The 16,710-nt window shown below is 41.3% G+C and carries 13 protein-coding genes and 2 pseudogenes; 7 read left to right on the top strand and 8 right to left on the bottom strand.

Annotation, left to right across the window (positions count from 1 at the left end):
- Positions 1-36 precede the first annotated feature (36 nt).
- The 5 genes from BT_RS09185 to BT_RS09205 form a co-directional block, all read right to left on the bottom strand.
- Positions 37-1,740 carry a lipid A phosphoethanolamine transferase gene (locus tag BT_RS09185; protein ID WP_011107999.1) on the bottom strand — a complete coding sequence of 568 codons (1,704 nt, stop codon included), beginning with the start codon at positions 1,738-1,740 and terminating at the stop codon, positions 37-39.
- Positions 1,727-2,923 (bottom strand): BamA/TamA family outer membrane protein, encoded by a 1,197-nt coding sequence (locus BT_RS09190; RefSeq protein ID WP_011108000.1) that lies wholly within the window; start codon positions 2,921-2,923, stop codon positions 1,727-1,729. Before BT_RS09190 ends, BT_RS09185 begins: the two co-directional genes overlap by 14 nt.
- A 90-nt stretch (positions 2,924-3,013) precedes the next feature.
- On the bottom strand, positions 3,014-4,027 hold the full coding sequence (locus tag BT_RS09195) for a threonine aldolase family protein (RefSeq protein ID WP_011108001.1): 1,014 nt from the start codon (positions 4,025-4,027) through the stop codon (positions 3,014-3,016).
- A 52-nt stretch (positions 4,028-4,079) separates the two neighbouring features.
- The gene (locus BT_RS09200; protein WP_008767734.1) at positions 4,080-4,454 is read right to left on the bottom strand and encodes a hypothetical protein; all 375 of its coding nucleotides are present in this window, start codon (positions 4,452-4,454) and stop codon (positions 4,080-4,082) included.
- A 10-nt stretch (positions 4,455-4,464) separates the two neighbouring features.
- Positions 4,465-5,013, bottom strand: coding sequence for an RNA polymerase sigma factor (locus BT_RS09205; RefSeq protein WP_008767733.1), 549 nt, complete (start codon positions 5,011-5,013; stop codon positions 4,465-4,467).
- 155 nt (positions 5,014-5,168) lie between these two features.
- On the opposite strand from BT_RS09205, the gene BT_RS09210 reads away from it, so the two are divergent.
- The gene (locus BT_RS09210) at positions 5,169-5,585 is read left to right on the top strand and encodes a DUF6249 domain-containing protein (protein ID WP_011108002.1); all 417 of its coding nucleotides are present in this window, start codon (positions 5,169-5,171) and stop codon (positions 5,583-5,585) included.
- An 83-nt stretch (positions 5,586-5,668) separates the two neighbouring features.
- Here the strand turns inward: BT_RS09210 and BT_RS09215 are convergent, their stop codons facing one another.
- Positions 5,669-5,887: a winged helix-turn-helix domain-containing protein gene (locus tag BT_RS09215; RefSeq protein WP_011108003.1), complete on the bottom strand. Its 219-nt coding sequence runs from the start codon at positions 5,885-5,887 to the stop codon at positions 5,669-5,671.
- 236 nt (positions 5,888-6,123) lie between these two features.
- Between BT_RS09215 and BT_RS09220 the strand changes: the two are divergent.
- From BT_RS09220 to BT_RS09245, 6 genes and pseudogenes are all read left to right on the top strand, one after another.
- Positions 6,124-7,188 (top strand): annotated as a pseudogene (locus BT_RS09220) (thiamine pyrophosphate-binding protein); the annotation flags it as partial.
- A gap of 123 nt (positions 7,189-7,311) precedes the next feature.
- Positions 7,312-8,475: an IS4 family transposase gene (locus BT_RS09225; protein ID WP_011108005.1), complete on the top strand. Its 1,164-nt coding sequence runs from the start codon at positions 7,312-7,314 to the stop codon at positions 8,473-8,475.
- A 29-nt stretch (positions 8,476-8,504) separates the two neighbouring features.
- Positions 8,505-9,188 (top strand): annotated as a pseudogene (locus BT_RS09230) (thiamine pyrophosphate-dependent enzyme); the annotation flags it as partial.
- Positions 9,189-9,366: 178 nt separating this feature from the next.
- The gene (locus tag BT_RS09235; RefSeq protein ID WP_011108007.1) at positions 9,367-10,284 is read left to right on the top strand and encodes a DUF2157 domain-containing protein; all 918 of its coding nucleotides are present in this window, start codon (positions 9,367-9,369) and stop codon (positions 10,282-10,284) included.
- Positions 10,268-11,224, top strand: coding sequence for a DUF4401 domain-containing protein (locus BT_RS09240; protein WP_011108008.1), 957 nt, complete (start codon positions 10,268-10,270; stop codon positions 11,222-11,224). The genes BT_RS09235 and BT_RS09240 overlap by 17 nt, the downstream gene beginning before the upstream one ends.
- Positions 11,211-11,717: a GDYXXLXY domain-containing protein gene (locus BT_RS09245; RefSeq protein WP_008763232.1), complete on the top strand. Its 507-nt coding sequence runs from the start codon at positions 11,211-11,213 to the stop codon at positions 11,715-11,717. The genes BT_RS09240 and BT_RS09245 overlap by 14 nt, the downstream gene beginning before the upstream one ends.
- 399 nt (positions 11,718-12,116) lie before the next feature.
- Here BT_RS09245 and BT_RS09250 read toward each other — a convergent pair whose 3' ends face one another.
- A complete protein-coding gene (locus BT_RS09250) occupies positions 12,117-15,233 on the bottom strand; it encodes a hypothetical protein (RefSeq protein ID WP_011108009.1) in 3,117 nt (1,038 codons plus the stop codon).
- A gap of 373 nt (positions 15,234-15,606) precedes the next feature.
- Positions 15,607-16,545 (bottom strand): tyrosine-type recombinase/integrase, encoded by a 939-nt coding sequence (locus BT_RS09255; protein ID WP_008763230.1) that lies wholly within the window; start codon positions 16,543-16,545, stop codon positions 15,607-15,609.
- Positions 16,546-16,710: the final 165 nt, after the last annotated feature.

Raw genomic sequence — 16,710 nt, forward strand, 5'->3', positions numbered from 1 at the left:
TGTATTACTTATTACCTATTACTTATTACCTATTACCTAATACTTAATACCTAATACTTGACATTTCTGGAAGTCAGGCTGTTTCATTCCCAGATCATCCAAGGGGCGTGGTTCGTTATGATCATTCAGATATACTCTCGGCTTCATGGTGTAAAGAGGGCTGACTACAGATGAGGAATCGTTGCGGTAAGAAGTTTGCACTCCCCCCAGTTCCAGCATGGTAGGAAAGAATGAACGGCTGGAAGATAGGTCCTTATCCTTATTCTTGGTCACGGTTTGCCAATGTTCGGGATAAGCTTCCCGATAGGTGTCGGACATCCATATCAGAAACGGAACATGAAGCTGATAGTAAGAAGGAACCGGAGAAGCATGAAGGAACAGATGACGGGAATCGTCAAAAATATCCTCTCCATGATCGGAGGTGTAGAGCATTGCAGCATCCACATGCTGTTCTTCGAGCATATGAATCAGACGTGACAGAAAGCTATCTGTATAGCGGATGGTGTTATCGTAAGCATTCACCAGGTTATCACGGTACTTCACTTCCGCTTCTACCGGATAATCGGGCAGAAAGAAAGCGTCTTCCGACGGATAACGTTCACGATAATTGAAATGTGAGCCGTATGTGTGAAGTACGATAAACTGTTTCTGATTTCCCTTGGATAATTCTTTCGCTACTAATGCCAGCAGTTCATCATCAGAAGGATTGTAGGCGGAATCCAGCGAATCTTCTTTTATAAAATCGAATGTATCGGCTTCCTTTCCGAAGAAATCGATAAAGGAATGATTATAGCGCTGGTTGGAGAAAAAGGCTGTCTGATAACCTGCCTCCTTAAAGGCCGTGATGATTCCTTTTTGATGGTAAATGGAGTCGAAGTTACAGGCTGTAATATCGGACATCAGCATGGGTACGCTTTTATGGGTGGTATTCGACTCCGTCAGGACTTTGGAGAAAGCAACAATTCCCGGTTGACGGGACAGAAGCGGATTCGTCTCCCGCTCATATCCGTAGAGTTGCCAGTTCAATGCGCGGGAAGTCTCTCCCACTACCATTACATACACTTCACGCTTGTCCACCGGATGAGTGGCTTGGGCATGGAAAGTAAAATCTTTCGAGGTATGATGGTAATTTTGCGTCAATGCCGTCCGTTGAAAAGCAAGTCCCACATTATAGCATACATTGAGAGGATAAAGATCGGATTTCAGTTCATAGCGGGAGTCTTCCCAGTAAGCTCCGCCCAGGGCGAGAAGAGAGATTCCAAGCAGGATGAACGCTCTCTTCCGTTCTCTGCGAATAAATGCCACAGAAAGCCGGCGCTTGCGGATAATTGAAATCATGCCCAATATCAGGGCAGGAATGTAAAGTATGACTACGGTGACTATGGCCGGCAATAAGTTGTCCAGCAACTCCATCGCTTCACTCGAATTGGTGGTTACCAGATTTAGAAACATATCTACAGCGATGATGGACTGTCCGAACAGATAAAGCAGCACAATCTGAAAGGCGCCGAAAAACAGGAAGATGAACAAAATCCATAGCATCTTGCCACAGTTGCGGGACAAAGTCATCAGCAGATAGTAACAGGCTAAAGGCAACAAGACATTGCTTACCTTCGCCATCAACGGTAAGGGTTCTGTGAAACCCAGAACGATGTTGGGCATTATCAGGATGATCAGGAACAGGTAAAACAAGTGTTCCTGATTTTCAAACCATTTCTTTATGTTCTTAAAAAGCTTCATTGATATTAAATATAAATCCGGTCTGGTGCTTGCCAAACCCTAAATCCAAACGTACATTTACTCTCTTCTTAAATTCCCAGCGATAGCCGAAACCATAATTGGGAAGGATATGCTTCGGCGTAAAGTCGGAGAAGCGCGGAAATACAGTTCCCGCTCCTGCCCATACAGCCACTCCGTTTCGTTTCCATATATGCTGACGGAGTTCTATCTGTGCATCCATCGCACACTTATCACGATAACGCCCTTCATAATAACCACGCATTGAGTAAGAACTTCCGAGGGTTGCCATCAATCCCCACGGAGGATTGCCATAGTTCAGTAAAGTGTGAAACTGTCCTGCAAGGACTCCGCCTTTCCATACCGGATGGTAATAGCTGGTTGTCAGTTCCGTACTGCTAAACGCATATTTATTACCGAGAAAAGCCGGACTAAACCGTTGGTCTATCCGCAAGTAATATCCCTGATAGGCATTGGTCAGAAAATCACGGGAGTCATAAAGAAGGGAAAGGCCGAGACTCGTATTTGTAGTGCGTGCCGACATTCCTTCCCAGAGTTCCGGTTTCTCAAAGTCGCGCCCGTCTATATAATCGAATACAGCCATCGGTCCGATATAGAAACTTTTCGCTACACGAAACATGAAGTCGACTTTCACTTGTGCCTGAAAGCGTTTGTAGTCGCTTTCATTATCAGAGTTCGCCCCATTATCATATCCCCTTCCCCAATAAAGACTGGGGAAAGAATAAAAATAAAGATTATAATTCAACCGGTATTTCTCTTGCGGAAACAGGTGATTGCCTCTTACTCCCAACAGATAAAAACCAACAGTAGAGACATCTCCATAAAGAGAAACATTCGAAGGGGGAAGGATCGAATCATTGCGATCTGTACGATACAGCCCCGCCGCCACCAATCCAAGACCGAATTTAGTATCACTGGAATAATGAGGACCGCCAATCACACTGAAATCGAACTTTTTATTTTTCTTTTCCTTATTGGCGTCATTAAAATAATCAAGAAACTTCTTGAAAAAACCGCGCTTTGTCTGAAGCGAGTCTGAGGTTGCCACAGAGACAGAATCTATCGGCACATCTTTGCCCATAGAATCAGTCTGCGCACTTATAGTGGTTTGTGTCAACAACAATAGCGCCAATAATACAAGTCCGTTTCGTCTAGCATCCATCATAACAAGAAGCAATATTACGGGGACAAAGTTAGCCCCAAACTTCCTATTACAACAGTATTATAGACGCTTTTGTTGTTCCATTCTTCTCCTTTAACGTCTCAAAAGTCGAATAAATTGATTTACATCCTCTTCCGTTGTGTCAAAAGAAGTCACCAGGCGGATTTCGTGATTCGCCTCATTCCAGAAATAAAAGAAATAAGATTCCAGCATCCGGTCGATAGTCGGACGGGGCATGGTCAGAAATAACTGGTTGCTCTCCGGCTTTTGGGTAAAGGTGACTTCGGGCAGTTCCTTAAGTGCCCGATAGAGCTTGCCTGCCATCGCATTGGCATGAGCGGCATTCTTCAGCCACAGGTCATCCGTCAAGTAGGTAGTAAACTGACAGGAAAGGTAACGCATCTTGGAAGCCAGTTGGGCAGATTGTTTCCGGACAAAACGGGCTTCCCGTTGCAGGTCCTTATTAAATATAATCACACATTCCCCCATCATCAGTCCGTTTTTTGTTCCGCCGAAACTAAGGATGTCAATTCCACAGTCTACAGTCAGTTCTTTGAGCGAAAGATGAAGAGCGGCACAGGCATTGGCAATCCTTGCTCCGTCCATGTGGACATACATACCGTTCAGATGGGCAAAGTCAGTCAGACGTTTCAGTTCTTCGGGTGTATAAATCGTTCCGAGTTCGGTGCATTGAGAGATGTAAAGCGCACGGGGTTGCGAATGATGCTGGTCGCCGAAACCGTGCAGATAAGGCTGCATCAGTTCGGGAGTCAACTTACCATCGGTTGTGGCAATCGGCCGAATCTGACAACCTGTCATTTTCACGGGAGAGCCGCACTCGTCTACATAAATATGGGCAGTTTCTGCACAGAAGATTGAATGATACGGACGCGTCATTACTTGCAAAGCCACCACATTGCTGCCCGTGCCATTGAATACAAACAAAGGGACACAGTCCTGTGTAAAGGTTTCTTTTATCTTGGCTACGGCTTCTTCCGTCCATCGATCATCACCATAACCCAACGCATGATCTGCGTTTGCCCGGCTCAATGCTTCCATCACCAACGGATGCACACCGGAATTATTATCAGAGGCAAAACTTCTCATTGTTTCTTCTTGTTTCTTCGCATTGTTTTAATTGTCATGCAAAGTAACAGAATTATTTCCAGATATACTTCTTGCGCAGCCAATAATCTAATCCGAGCAAGACCAATGCAAGAAGTGCGATATAGACATAAAATGCAAACAAAGAAGAATCCTGCCGGACATTCATTTGCGGCATCACATCGGCAAAGTTAAATTCCAGATAGAAAGTCAGCACATAGACACCCAGCCCTACCAACGCCAAAGCCGATATCAGCAAAGCTGCCCAACCGATTCTCGTTTTCCGCTTCGTCTGCTTCTCAGCCTCCTGATGAACACGCTCCATCATCCGATACGAAAAATTGGAAGACAGTCGTTCCGTTTGCCTCCGTTCCAATGCTTGTTTCAGCATATTGCCCGTATTCTCGTTTATCTTTCTTTCCTCTTCCATATCCTCTCTTCTATTTATTATTCATCAATACACAAATCTTTTTCCGGGTACGATGAAGCCGTACTTTCACATTACTGATCGAAAGTTTCAGCACCTCACCGATCTCTTCCATTGACTTTTCTTCATAATAAAACAAAGTAATCAATGCTTTCTCTTCTCCGCTCAACTGATCTATCGCCATCTCCAAACGCTCCAGTTGTTCTTCGGTTTCTGCCGGAGCAAGCACATTGTCCGCCATCTCATCGGGTACATTATTAATCGTATTCTCTTCTATATAAAGAAACTCCTGTTTCTTTTTCCGGGTAGCCGAGATAGCGGCATTGTAAGCGATGCGATAAATCCATGTAGAAAAACGGCACTCGCCTTTATAACGATTCAAGTTGCGGAAAGCTTTCAGAAAAATATCCTGAAGTAGTTCCTCCGCATCTTCGGGACAACCGACGATCTGCACTACCAACGTATACAACGGACGACTGTAGCGGTCAAGAAATACGGAAAAGTATTCCGTCTCTCCATCCAGTATGCGTTCGATATAGTATGATTCGTCTTTCTGTTCCATCTTGACTCTTTAGACGCTGCCCGATACAAAAGGTTACAATCCGGGAAAGAAAAAATACAGGATTATAAATTATCCGCTTTTCAGTGTAACCTTTTTCCGTCCACTGCGTCAAACGATACAAAGAACGAAAATATTCACTTAAAAACAGTATAATTATGATGGATTTTATCACCATTCCCTTGGTCGTAGGTACTATTACATTAGGAATCTACAAATTATTTGAACTTTTTGTATGCAAGAAAGAGCGGATAGCCATGATTGAAAAGCTGGCTGACAGAGTCAACACAGGAGAAATCAACAGTAACTTATCCCTCAACCTTAATTACTCCCGCTCCCGATTTACCTTCGGTTCTTTAAAAAGCGGTCTGCTGATGCTTGGAATAGGATTAGGTCTACTGGTCGCCTTCTTTATCTGCATCAACTCATTTCCGGGATACACCGCTTCCAGAAACTGGGACGTGGAACGTCAGGCAAGTGTCGTGTATGGCGCATGCGTACTTCTTTTCGGTGGTGCAGGGCTGCTGACAGCTTTCCTCATCGAGATGAAAATACAGAAGAAAGAGAAAGAATAAAAAACCAAAATCCCCGAAGCCTCATCTACAAAGATGTAACTTCGGGGATTTAATCTGTTCTCATTAAAACATCAGACATTCTTTCATCCAATATAAACATTTACGCAGAGATATACATAAAGTTCCTCATCACACTGATCGAACTCTATCTTATTCTCTTTCGATAACCAGCCCAGAGCGGCACCCAATTCTTTATCCTTCAACCCGGACTTTCTCTTTAAGGTACCATAGCCCCATTTCTCATTGTTGCTCAGCAGTTGCCAGACTTTACCAGCATACACACCGATTTGCTTTCTATCCATTTTCTACAGCTATTAAGAGGTTAAAAACATTAGGTTAAGATTTCGCCTATAAAGATAACAAATGGATATCACAATTGTTCCCTCCCCGATGCTAAAAAGTTGTTACAAAATTATTTTTAACATAAAACCTGCGATGTGTACCGACACAACGGACTTATTAGCATATGTTAAAACAGAACTTTTCTTGGCATACATCTGTTATTACATTAAGAATCAATCCTAAACCTATTAGAAATATGGCAAAAAAAATAGCAGAACAACTGATCGATACATTAGTTGAATCGGGCGTAGAGCGCATCTATGCCGTGACGGGCGATAGTTTAAATGAAGTAAACGAAGCTGTCAGAAAGAACAATAAGATACAATGGATACATGTACGGCATGAAGAAACCGGAGCCTATGCCGCAGCAGCCGAAGCGCAACTGACCGGACGGATAGGATGCTGCGCAGGCAGTAGCGGCCCGGGGCATGTTCACCTCATCAATGGACTATATGATGCACAACGCTCAGGCGCACCGGTCATCGCCATCGCTTCCACCATCCCCAGCGGAGAATTCGGGACTGAATATTTTCAGGAGACCAATACTATAAAACTCTTTAACGATTGCAGCTACTATAATGAAGTGGCAACTACTCCGGGACAATTCCCGCGTATGCTTCAATCAGCCATTCAGACAGCCATCACCCGAAAAGGAGTAGCCGTTGTAGGCTTACCGGGAGACCTGGCCAAAGCATCTTCCGTTTCCGTCGATTCTTCGGTAAAGAATTATCCGGCTCCGCCAGAAGTCTGTCCGGCGGAAGAAGACTTGATACAATTGGCAGAGTTGCTGAACAACCATAAACGCATTACTCTTTTCTGCGGCATCGGCTGTCGGGGAGCACACGAGGAAGTGATCGCGCTTTCGGAGAAGCTGAATGCTCCTGTGGTATATACTTTCAAAGGAAAAATGGAAGTACAATATGAAAATCCTTATGAAGTCGGAATGACCGGACTGTTGGGAATGCCTTCCGGCTATTACAGCATGCACGAAGCCGAAGTACTTCTTATGCTCGGCACAGACTTTCCTTATTCCGCTTTCCTGCCCGATGACATCAAGATAGCACAGATAGATATCAAACCCGAACGGCTCGGACGCCGTGCCAAAGTGGATATCGGACTTTGCGGAGATGTAAGAATGACTATTCAGGCATTATTGCGTATGCTGGACCCCAAGACTGATGATACTTTCCTGCTGAAACAACTGAAAAGATATGAAGGAGTAAAGAAAGACCTGGCAGCCTATACGGAAAATAAAGGAGATCATTGCTGTCCCATTAAAATCTAAAAGAGTTCTTTGAAATATTTGAAATTTAGTTAGTTACAGCGATTTTCCGAGCGAACGGACTTGAATTTGTAGCTTTGCATCAGATTAATCCGATGGCATATGTTCCAAGACAAATACGTTTTCGCTCAATTGGCTTCATTTCTGAATCGAAGTAAGTTTAACCGCATAGTCACCAAGTATGATGGTGATAAATATGTGAAGCACTTCACCTGCTGGAATCAACTACTTGCTTTGATGTTTGGTCAACTTTCTAATCGTGAAAGTCTGCGAGATTTGATAGTTGCTCTTGAAGCTCATCATTCCAAATGTTATCATTTAGGAATGGGTAAAAATGTATCAAAGTCATCGCTGGCAAGAGCAAATCAAGATAGAGACTATCACATCTTTGAAGAATATGCTTACTACCTGGTTAGCGAAGCACGACAAAAGTGTGCTAATCATATTTTCAAACTTGGCGGTAACGTTTATGCTTTCGATTCGACAACTATTGACCTGTGCCTTTCAGTCTTTTGGTGGGCAAAATTCCGCAAAAAGAAAGGTGGTATCAAAGTGCATACATTATATGATGTGGAAACACAGATTCCTGCATTCTTTCATATCACGGAAGCATCCGTACACGATTCTAAAGTTATGATTGAAATTCCTTATGAACCAAGCTCTTATTACATCTTTGACCGCGGTTATAACAACTTCAAAATGCTGTATAAAATTCATCAAATTGAAGCCTACTTTGTTGTCAGAGCAAAAAAGAATCTTCAATACAAATCCATCCAATGGAAACGTAGACTGCCTAAGAATGTGCTTTCAGACGCAAGTGTACTTCTGACAGGATTCTATCCTAAACAATATTACCCAAAGCCACTTAGACTGGTTAAATATTGGGATGAAGAACAAGAACGAGAATTTACATTCATAACCAATGCGATGCATATATCTGCGCTTCAAGTTGCTGAACTTTATAAAAATCGCTGGCAGGTAGAGCTGTTTTTCAAATGGCTCAAGCAGCACCTTAAAATCAAAAGATTTTGGGGAACTACAGAGAATGCTGTTCGAATACAGATATATGCTGCTATATGCGCTTACTGTTTGGTGGCAATCATTCAACACGATATGCAACTGGACAGAAGTACATATGAAGTGTTACAAATACTGAGCATCTCATTGACTGATAAGACTCATCTGAGAGACCTCTTTGATAAAACTAAATTTCAAAATGACAAAGAACGATTCGGACCAAATGGGCCAAGTTTATTTAATTTTTAATTCGTCCCAATTTTAATGGGACACTAATGAAAGGAGATATAAAAAAAATCCATCCGGAATATGTGATGTCCGAGATTGATAAACTGGCGTCGGACGATGCAATATTCACCGTAGATACCGGAATGACTTGTGTATGGGGTGCACGTTATCTGCAAGCTACGGGAAAACGGCATATGCTGGGTTCTTTCAATCATGGTTCTATGGCGAATGCTTTGCCACAGGCCATCGGGGCAGCGCTTGCCTACCCCGACCGTCAGGTAGTGGCGCTCTGTGGTGACGGAGGTCTGTCGATGACTTTAGGAGATCTGGAAACCGTTGTCCAATACAAGTTACCGATTAAGATCATTGTCTTCAATAACCGCTCCCTGGGAATGGTAAAACTGGAAATGGAAGTAGACGGCCTGCCGGACTGGCAGACAAATATGCTGAATCCGGACTTCGCGCAAGTAGCCGAAGCAATGGGAATGACAGGCTTCAATGTCAGCAATCCGGAAGAAGTACTGACTACTTTATTAAATGCATTCGAACTGGATGGTCCGGTACTGGTAAATATCATGACCGATCCGAACGCTCTTGCCATGCCTCCTAAGATAGAGTTGGGGCAGATGGTAGGCTTCGCCCAGTCCATGTATAAACTGTTGATTAACGGACGCTCACAGGAAGTGATCGATACTATTAATTCGAATTATAAACATATACGGGAAGTCTTCTGACAGTTCCTTCTTCAACGATATTTATCCTTGCACACAGACAAGATGATTATCTTCAGAAAGGTATAATCTGATCTCATTACAGACTAACAATGAATCAGATTCTGCCTTTTTTATATATCCAACCGAAAGATAATCATTTTATTTTCTTATGTTTGTAATCATCAAAAAAGAAAAGTACATGGAAAAACCGGACTCTTCACTCCTATTCAGGCAACCGATGTATGCCGATAAAAAACAATGGAAACAATTTCTTTCTATTTTTCTGTTAGCAGCAGGCGTTGGTTTTACGGTAGCAGGAATTATCTTTTTCTTCGCCTATAACTGGGAAGATCTTCCCAAATTCGCCAAACTGGGAATCGTACAAACATTGCTTGTTGCATCTGTTCTGCTAACAGTATTTACCCGATGGAATATACTTATCAAACAGATAATCCTCACCGGAGCCACATTCCTTGTGGGTACACTCTTTGCCGTATTCGGACAAATCTATCAGACAGGCGCTGATGCGTATGACTTATTTCTGGGCTGGACACTGTTCACCATCCTTTGGGCATTCGCCATCCGTTTCACTCCGCTCTGGCTGACGTTTATCGGACTGCTCTGTACTACCATATGGCTATACGCTATGCAAATAGTGCCGGATAACCAATGGGCAGTCACTTTACTGACCAATGCAGTAACCTGGATTTGCGCTTCGGCAACGGTCGTCACAGAATGGATGAGTATCAAAGGTACCCTCAGCCGACAAAACCGTTGGTTTGTCAGCCTGCTTTCTCTGGCGACCATTGTGCATGTGACTTATCTTATGATGGCAGTAATCTGCGAAAAGGATACAATCGTATCCATTCCGCTCGCAAGTACCGTTCTGCTGTTCTCGGCAGGGTTATGGTTCGGATGGAGACAAAGGAATTTATTCTATCTTTCCGCCATTCCTTTTGCCATACTGATGATTTTACTATCCCTGTTTATCTGTCACAGTAACCTTAGGGACGTCAACATATTCCTCCTCTCAGGAATTATTGTTATCACCGGTACCACTTTATTGATTTATGCAATCCTTCACCTAAAAAAACAATGGTATGGCACAGAAGAGTAACCTGACAATCGAAGTCCTTTCAATTATCGGAGGAGTGCTGACCGCTATCTTCTTTCTGGGATTTCTTGTACTTTCCTCCATTCTCCGATCCGAAACATCCTGCCTGATTACAGGAAGTATCCTGATCATTACTACTTTATTTGTCAATCGCCTCCTGACCAAACCTTTTCTGGATGCGATGAATATTACATGCTACATAGCCGGATGTATATTAGCCGGTTATGGAATGAATAGAAACATGGATGTCCTCTTTATTGTACTGATAGGGATCAGTGTAGTAACGATGCTGTTATCCAAAGGGTTCATCCTGACCTTCCTTTCGGTAATCTCATTCTATATGGCACTGTTCGGAGAGATAACGAATTTATTCTCTTCACTGAATCCGCTGAATGTGGCTGCCGTGCCTATTATAGCAATTTTCTTATTCGTCAATCTATCTGAGACAAAAATACTCAGCTATACGAACGGGGATTTGTCTAAATATAAACCTATTCATTCCGGTCTGTTCGTATCTTGTGTCCTTTCATTGGCCGGGTTGTCTGTCAATTACTTGACAAAAAGCACAAATGACTGGATCATATCTGTTTTCATGTTGGTGGGTATCCTTCTGATGGTTTATAAAATCGTGCAGGTGATGCAGGTTAAGAGTCCGGTACATCAGGTGTGCATCTATCTTCTTTGTATCCTGATCTGCTTTCCCAGTCTGCATGCCCCTTATCTATCGGGCAGTATCCTGCTGATACTGATATGTTTTCAGTACGGTTATAAAGCTGAGTCCGCAGTTGCGCTCCTCCTCTTCATCTATTCCATATCCAAATATTACTATGATCTGGATATCACCTTGCTGACGAAATCGATCACCTTGTTCTTTACGGGAATCGCATTGCTCATAGCCTGGTATATTTTCACTCAAAAAAAGACAAGACATGAAAAAATATAGCCGAATACTGATTATCGCTAATTTAATTCTTCTTCTGGGATATTTTAACTGGTCTGTTTATCAGAAAGAACAGACGCTGAAAGAGGGACAACTCGTATTATTGCAACTGGCTCCTGTCGATCCCCGTTCGCTGATGCAAGGAGATTATATGAGACTTAACTATAAAGAAGCAAATTCCGAGTTGATAAACAGACAGAAAGCTAAACGCGGTTATGCTGTGCTCAAGCTTGACAAGAATCACGTCGGAGAAATAATACGTCTTCAGGAATCCCTTGAACCAGTAAATGAAAATGAGATCGTCCTGAAATATAAAACAATAAATGGCAGGTTATTCCTCGGTGCCGAATCCTTCTTTTTTGAAGAAGGACAGGATTCTGTCTATAATCGTGCCGCTTATGGTGGATTGAGAGTAGATAATAAAGGACAGAGTTTACTGGTAGGGCTGTATGACAAGGATTTCCGGCAGATTAAGCCGTACAGAGGCAAACAGTAATATACGAAAGCCCAGACTTTCGCAAGCCCGGGCTTTTGCATTCTTAAGCATCTTCTTATTAGTGGGGAATAAGGGGATTACATTAAAAGTAGTAATCTCGGGAAAATAAGACAGATACGCTAAGACTATAAAGAAAATACCTGTGGGAAATAAGGGAGGTATCTTCTTATCATAGAGAGATACATATACCAAAAAATACTTTCGCAAGCATAATCTTATTATCTGCTATCTCTCATGCAATCTTCACCATGTAGTGAAGAAAGAAAAGGAAGGGTATCTCCTGGCGTTATGGAATCAGAGATACCCTTTGATTATTATTGGAGAAATAAAATGTTAGCTAACCATCATTTAAACGTAAATAAAATAATTAGTATCCATTTTAATTCTGCTAGTTTACAATTAAATATCCGCAGCGTCTTGAGACAAATCGATCTTAACTGTAACTTCATTATTACTTGCAAAGTCAGTGATTGTACCCCAGTTAGAGACAGCAGCTACATTCACTTTCAGAGTAATTGCAGATGCCAGATTCTTACCTGCATCGGTCAGGGAAATCTTACCATCAGTTGTGATATTTACATATTTAGCTTTATCTGCATCAGCTGTAGCTATACTAAATACAGGTGCGGTGAAACCATATACACTAAGTGGTTTAGCTCCCCATTCAGTAGTACCCTGAGCTTTTTCAGCACCATCTGCCCACATCACTTTACCTCTATAGTCTGTCCAAGAAGCTGTTTTTGCAATATTCAATGTGCTGTTTAGATTATCTTTACCAAATGCTGCTGATTTAATTGTGAATGCCCATGTTCCACTGATCTCAGTCAGATTAATTTTAGTTTCTACTGTACTATTGTCTAATGTAGCTTCGCCATATACAGTCTTGGCAACAATTACAATCGGGTTAATATCATCTGCATGTGCATTGTAAGTCTTGTCTACTGTCAATGTAGTACCATTGATAGAAGCGCCCTTCACAGCATCTTTCAGAGTAAGAGTAATATCTCCGCCTACTTTCTTAACAGCAGCCAACTGCGTAGCATAGTTAGTGTAAAGAGTGGCCAAATCTAAAGTGAAGCCAACACTTGTCGGTTTTTCATATGATCCCTGATAAGTCGGTTTCAATGTCATTGCACCTGCACTAACGATATTTCCATCAATTACAACTTTAATATCCTGATAGCTTACCTTCACGCTAGCTGAAACATTGATAACCTTCACTGCATCTACCTGAATTTTCAATGTTGGAGAATATGTACCGGCTGCAGTTCCTTTAGGAACATTGATAGTCAAAGCATTCTTTTCACCAATAACAAATGTAACTCCCTTATCAGCAGTCGGAGTAAATTTGTCAACAGGAATAGCCTCATAGATATCTTTCGAACCAGCTGAAGTATACAATTCAGTCAGCGCATAAGCACTAGTTGAAGTTACTTTTGTTCCATCATACAAAACGTCAGTAGGAGCTACAGGTGTCAGATTCACTGTACCATCAGTATAATTAGCTGCCGTCACTTTTGCATAAGCTGTAGATTTGAATTCCTTCAAAGTATTGTCACCATCTTTTACAGCAACATAAGCCACAACTGTAGCTTCCTTACCTGCAGATTCAGCTGCATAATTTTTTAAAGACAATACACCATCTTCCAGTTTGTAACTTCCATCGCCATCCAAGATAACCGGAGCATCAGGATTAGTCATGTCTTTATCAAACTCATAACTTGTAACAAGATTAGACAGATCTACATTTTCCGGATCTAAAGTAGCATTTCCACCATCTACAAATCTTGCTTTCAAAGCAACGCCTGCTTTATAATCAATCTTAGATGCCTCTTTGTTGTAATAGATAGAACTAACTGTGCTATTAGTTGATTCTACTTGAATACCACTAATTGTTTTTGTTGTAACGATTACCGGGAAATAATTAGAGTTGATATTCGTAAAGTAGTCCGTACCTTTTATAGCAGTTTCCGCATTCTCCGGAACAGAATTTTTAGCTATGATATTTAAACAAACAGCATGACTCTGTTCGGTAGTAGTAGATATAACAAACGAAATAATACCTTCATCCGCATTTTCCACCTTACCTTCACCTTCAAAAATATTAGCAGCACGTGTAGTAATCTCCTGTGCATCGAATGATGCAGTATAATTATCGAAGAAGTTTTTAGCAGCAGAAACCGGAGAAACACGGAATTTCACAGTCACTGTATTATTAGAAGCTATCAAAGTCTTTTCCGTTTCACCTTCCGACACTACATAATAAGAAGAGAAATACACTTTACCTTCTGAATCTGATGGAACGAATGTTACACTTTGAACCATTGATTTTAGTCCGTCAACATCAATTTCAAGTGCTAACAGACGTTTCTTTATATCTGCAATTTCACCATCATAACCTGCAAATTTGTCTTGTAAATGTGTATCGATCAGTCCACCTAATTCTGTACCTTTTACGTAAGCATCCAAATCTGTGGTCTTCGCACATTTTGCAATTTCAGTTTGCAATGTTGTAATATCTTCCAAAGCACCAACAATTTTGTTTGCATTTTCAATTGTATTGTTCTCAGCAAGAGATGCAACGAGTACCTCAATTGTTTGTTGTTGATAGGTCTGAAGGGCTGTAATATCAGTAAAAATTTTCTTGTATGCAGCATCTTCCTTGCCTACATATGTATCAATCTTTTCCATTAAAGCTTCCATATCTGCGTTATACTTTTCAAGACTCAAGTATTCAGCTTTAATCTCAGCCATAATAGCAGCCTTGAATGTGCCGTCAACATATGTCTTTACAGCATTTACCTGTTCAGTAACTTCGGCAGATGTCAGATAGTCTACAAGAGCTTCATCCACATACGCTTTCACAGCCTCTGAATTCATATAATCATTCAACTGAGAAATGGTAACGAAATTCTTGTCAGCTTCTTCCAAAGCTTCAATTTTAGTTTTGATAGCATCCAAACCTTTGATCTTTTCATACAGATCAGCAATTTTCTCACCGTTTGCATTGATCAGTCCCTGCAATTCAGTTTTAACAGCAGCCAATTCCGTTGCAATCTTTTCTGCAGCATCAGCATCAGCTTTTTCTAAATCGGCTTGCAGTTTGTCAATTTTAGCTTGCAATTCTGTTTTTGCAGCTCCTACACTACTCTCAATAGATGCGTTTACTTTAGCAATAGCCTCATCCAGTTTGGTCTGCAGTTCTGTAAGTTTTATCGCATCTGCTTTGTTATTTAAAGCAGCTTGCAGGTCAGTAACTGTTTTCTTGAGCTCATCAAGTGCTGTTTTGTCTGCTTTACTTGCGATAGCATCCAATTGTGTCTGCAATCCGGCTACTGCGCTATTAATAGCAGCAGTCATTGCTTCAGTTGTAACATCAGCACCTTTCTTGTTGATGGCATCAATCTGTTCCTGCACGTTTTTGATGTCATCATCGTAGTCCTTACAGCCTACGTAGGTGACGGTAGAAAGTGCTAACGCCCCGAAGAACATCACTTTTACAAATTTTCTTTTCATAACTACTTAAAAATTACATTAATAATATATTATTAAACACTAAGTTTCAATAATGCCTGTCCCGTTACTTGGTAGGTAACGGGGAAACCTTTGTGGTAACCTTTATAAAGTAGTTTTTGTAGAAAACTGATTCAAAAAGAATCTAAATCTTTTACCCCTGCTTAGAAGCTGTAGCAGAGGGGAGAAAAATCTTTTGCCAAAATTTAAGGTTAATATAGTCTTAATACAAAGAATCCGCAGTATTTGTTGTTTATGTGTTCTTTTTTTAGTGGTTTATCAGAGATTTTTTCAATTTTGTTTGCATGTTTTCCAAAATATGTCCATATTTGCAGTGCTATTCAGTCCCGTTACCTACCAAGTAACAGGTTAGTAATCAAACTATTATTCCGCCAGCAGAGCGTTTTACAAAATCAACGATCCTATTATTTGCTTCATCAATTTTCCTATTACGGAATGGCTTCAGATAAGTCTCTGTCACCGTAATGGAAGAATGCCCCATCGCCTCAGAAATGATACCCGGATGAATTTCACAATAATAAGCTGTCGTAGCCCAGGTATGGCGGGCTGTATACGAACTAAGTTTGCTTTCCAGTCCCAGCCACTGACCTAACAATTCCAAATGCTGATTGAAACTCCGCAGGGCTAACTGATATTCCCGATATGCTTCCTGACTTCCTTCAATGCTATGAAGAATTGGAAACAAATAAGGAGAACTAAGATCCCGGCTTATGTGCTTTTCCAATAAAAGCATAGATTCCGGCGTCAAAGTCACTGATAAGGAACGACCGGTCTTACGCCGACGATACGTTATCACGTTTCCTCTTAAATCGCTTTTACGCAAATAAGCCAAATCAACAAAAGGTAAACCACGAAGCAGAAACATCAGAATAAACAGTTCCTTCGTACGACGTAAATCTGAAGGAATTGTGGATGATTTCGACAAACGACTAAAAACTTTTCGCATATCTTCATCTTCCAGCGCACGCTTCCTGTCTGCACGTGTTCCTGTGTAAACAGAACGGAATAAATGCGGGATATATTCCGCTTTACGAAGATCAACTGCACGATTATAAACCGCACGCAACACACGAAGATAAGTGGAAACAGTATTCCAACTGGAACCACGACTGCGAAGATAGACTTCAAAATCTTTCAACCATTCGGGATTTACCTGATGAAAATCAAGATATCTGCTCCCATGAAAGGTTGTCACAATGTTCAAAGTACTTCGATACACATGGGCAGTCCCAAAGTTTCCCTCTGCCCGTAGCCCATCGGCTACTTTCTTAAAAAATGAAATTAAATTCCCCATTGCATAAACTATTAGATATACACTATAATATAAATACACTTCCTATTATTATAATAGGAGCGAACGGTCAAAAAAACAAAGACCTCTTGATAAAAGTTTGGAGGCAAAGAAACGAATTTTAATTGGATCAGCATCAAAAACACGTATTTTGTTGATTTCTGTTGC

This window comes from Bacteroides thetaiotaomicron VPI-5482 (genome assembly GCF_000011065.1).
GTDB lineage: Bacteria > Bacteroidota > Bacteroidia > Bacteroidales > Bacteroidaceae > Bacteroides > Bacteroides thetaiotaomicron.

Excerpts from the sequence above, each read along its gene's own strand:
- BT_RS09195 (WP_011108001.1), bottom strand. The coding sequence starts at position 4,027 with ATGAGAAGTTTTGCCTCTGATAATAATTCCGGTGTGCATCCGTTGGTG.
- BT_RS09205 (WP_008767733.1), bottom strand. The coding sequence starts at position 5,013 with ATGGAACAGAAAGACGAATCATACTATATCGAACGCATACTGGATGGA.
- BT_RS09235 (WP_011108007.1), top strand. The coding sequence starts at position 9,367 with ATGGAAAAACCGGACTCTTCACTCCTATTCAGGCAACCGATGTATGCC.
- BT_RS09225 (WP_011108005.1), top strand. The coding sequence starts at position 7,312 with ATGTTCCAAGACAAATACGTTTTCGCTCAATTGGCTTCATTTCTGAAT.
- BT_RS09185 (WP_011107999.1), bottom strand. The coding sequence starts at position 1,740 with ATGAAGCTTTTTAAGAACATAAAGAAATGGTTTGAAAATCAGGAACAC.
- BT_RS09255 (WP_008763230.1), bottom strand. The coding sequence starts at position 16,545 with ATGGGGAATTTAATTTCATTTTTTAAGAAAGTAGCCGATGGGCTACGG.
- BT_RS09240 (WP_011108008.1), top strand. The coding sequence starts at position 10,268 with ATGGCACAGAAGAGTAACCTGACAATCGAAGTCCTTTCAATTATCGGA.
- BT_RS09215 (WP_011108003.1), bottom strand. The coding sequence starts at position 5,887 with ATGGATAGAAAGCAAATCGGTGTGTATGCTGGTAAAGTCTGGCAACTG.
- BT_RS09200 (WP_008767734.1), bottom strand. The coding sequence starts at position 4,454 with ATGGAAGAGGAAAGAAAGATAAACGAGAATACGGGCAATATGCTGAAA.
- BT_RS09250 (WP_011108009.1), bottom strand. The coding sequence starts at position 15,233 with ATGAAAAGAAAATTTGTAAAAGTGATGTTCTTCGGGGCGTTAGCACTT.
- BT_RS09210 (WP_011108002.1), top strand. The coding sequence starts at position 5,169 with ATGATGGATTTTATCACCATTCCCTTGGTCGTAGGTACTATTACATTA.
- BT_RS09190 (WP_011108000.1), bottom strand. The coding sequence starts at position 2,923 with ATGATGGATGCTAGACGAAACGGACTTGTATTATTGGCGCTATTGTTG.
- BT_RS09245 (WP_008763232.1), top strand. The coding sequence starts at position 11,211 with ATGAAAAAATATAGCCGAATACTGATTATCGCTAATTTAATTCTTCTT.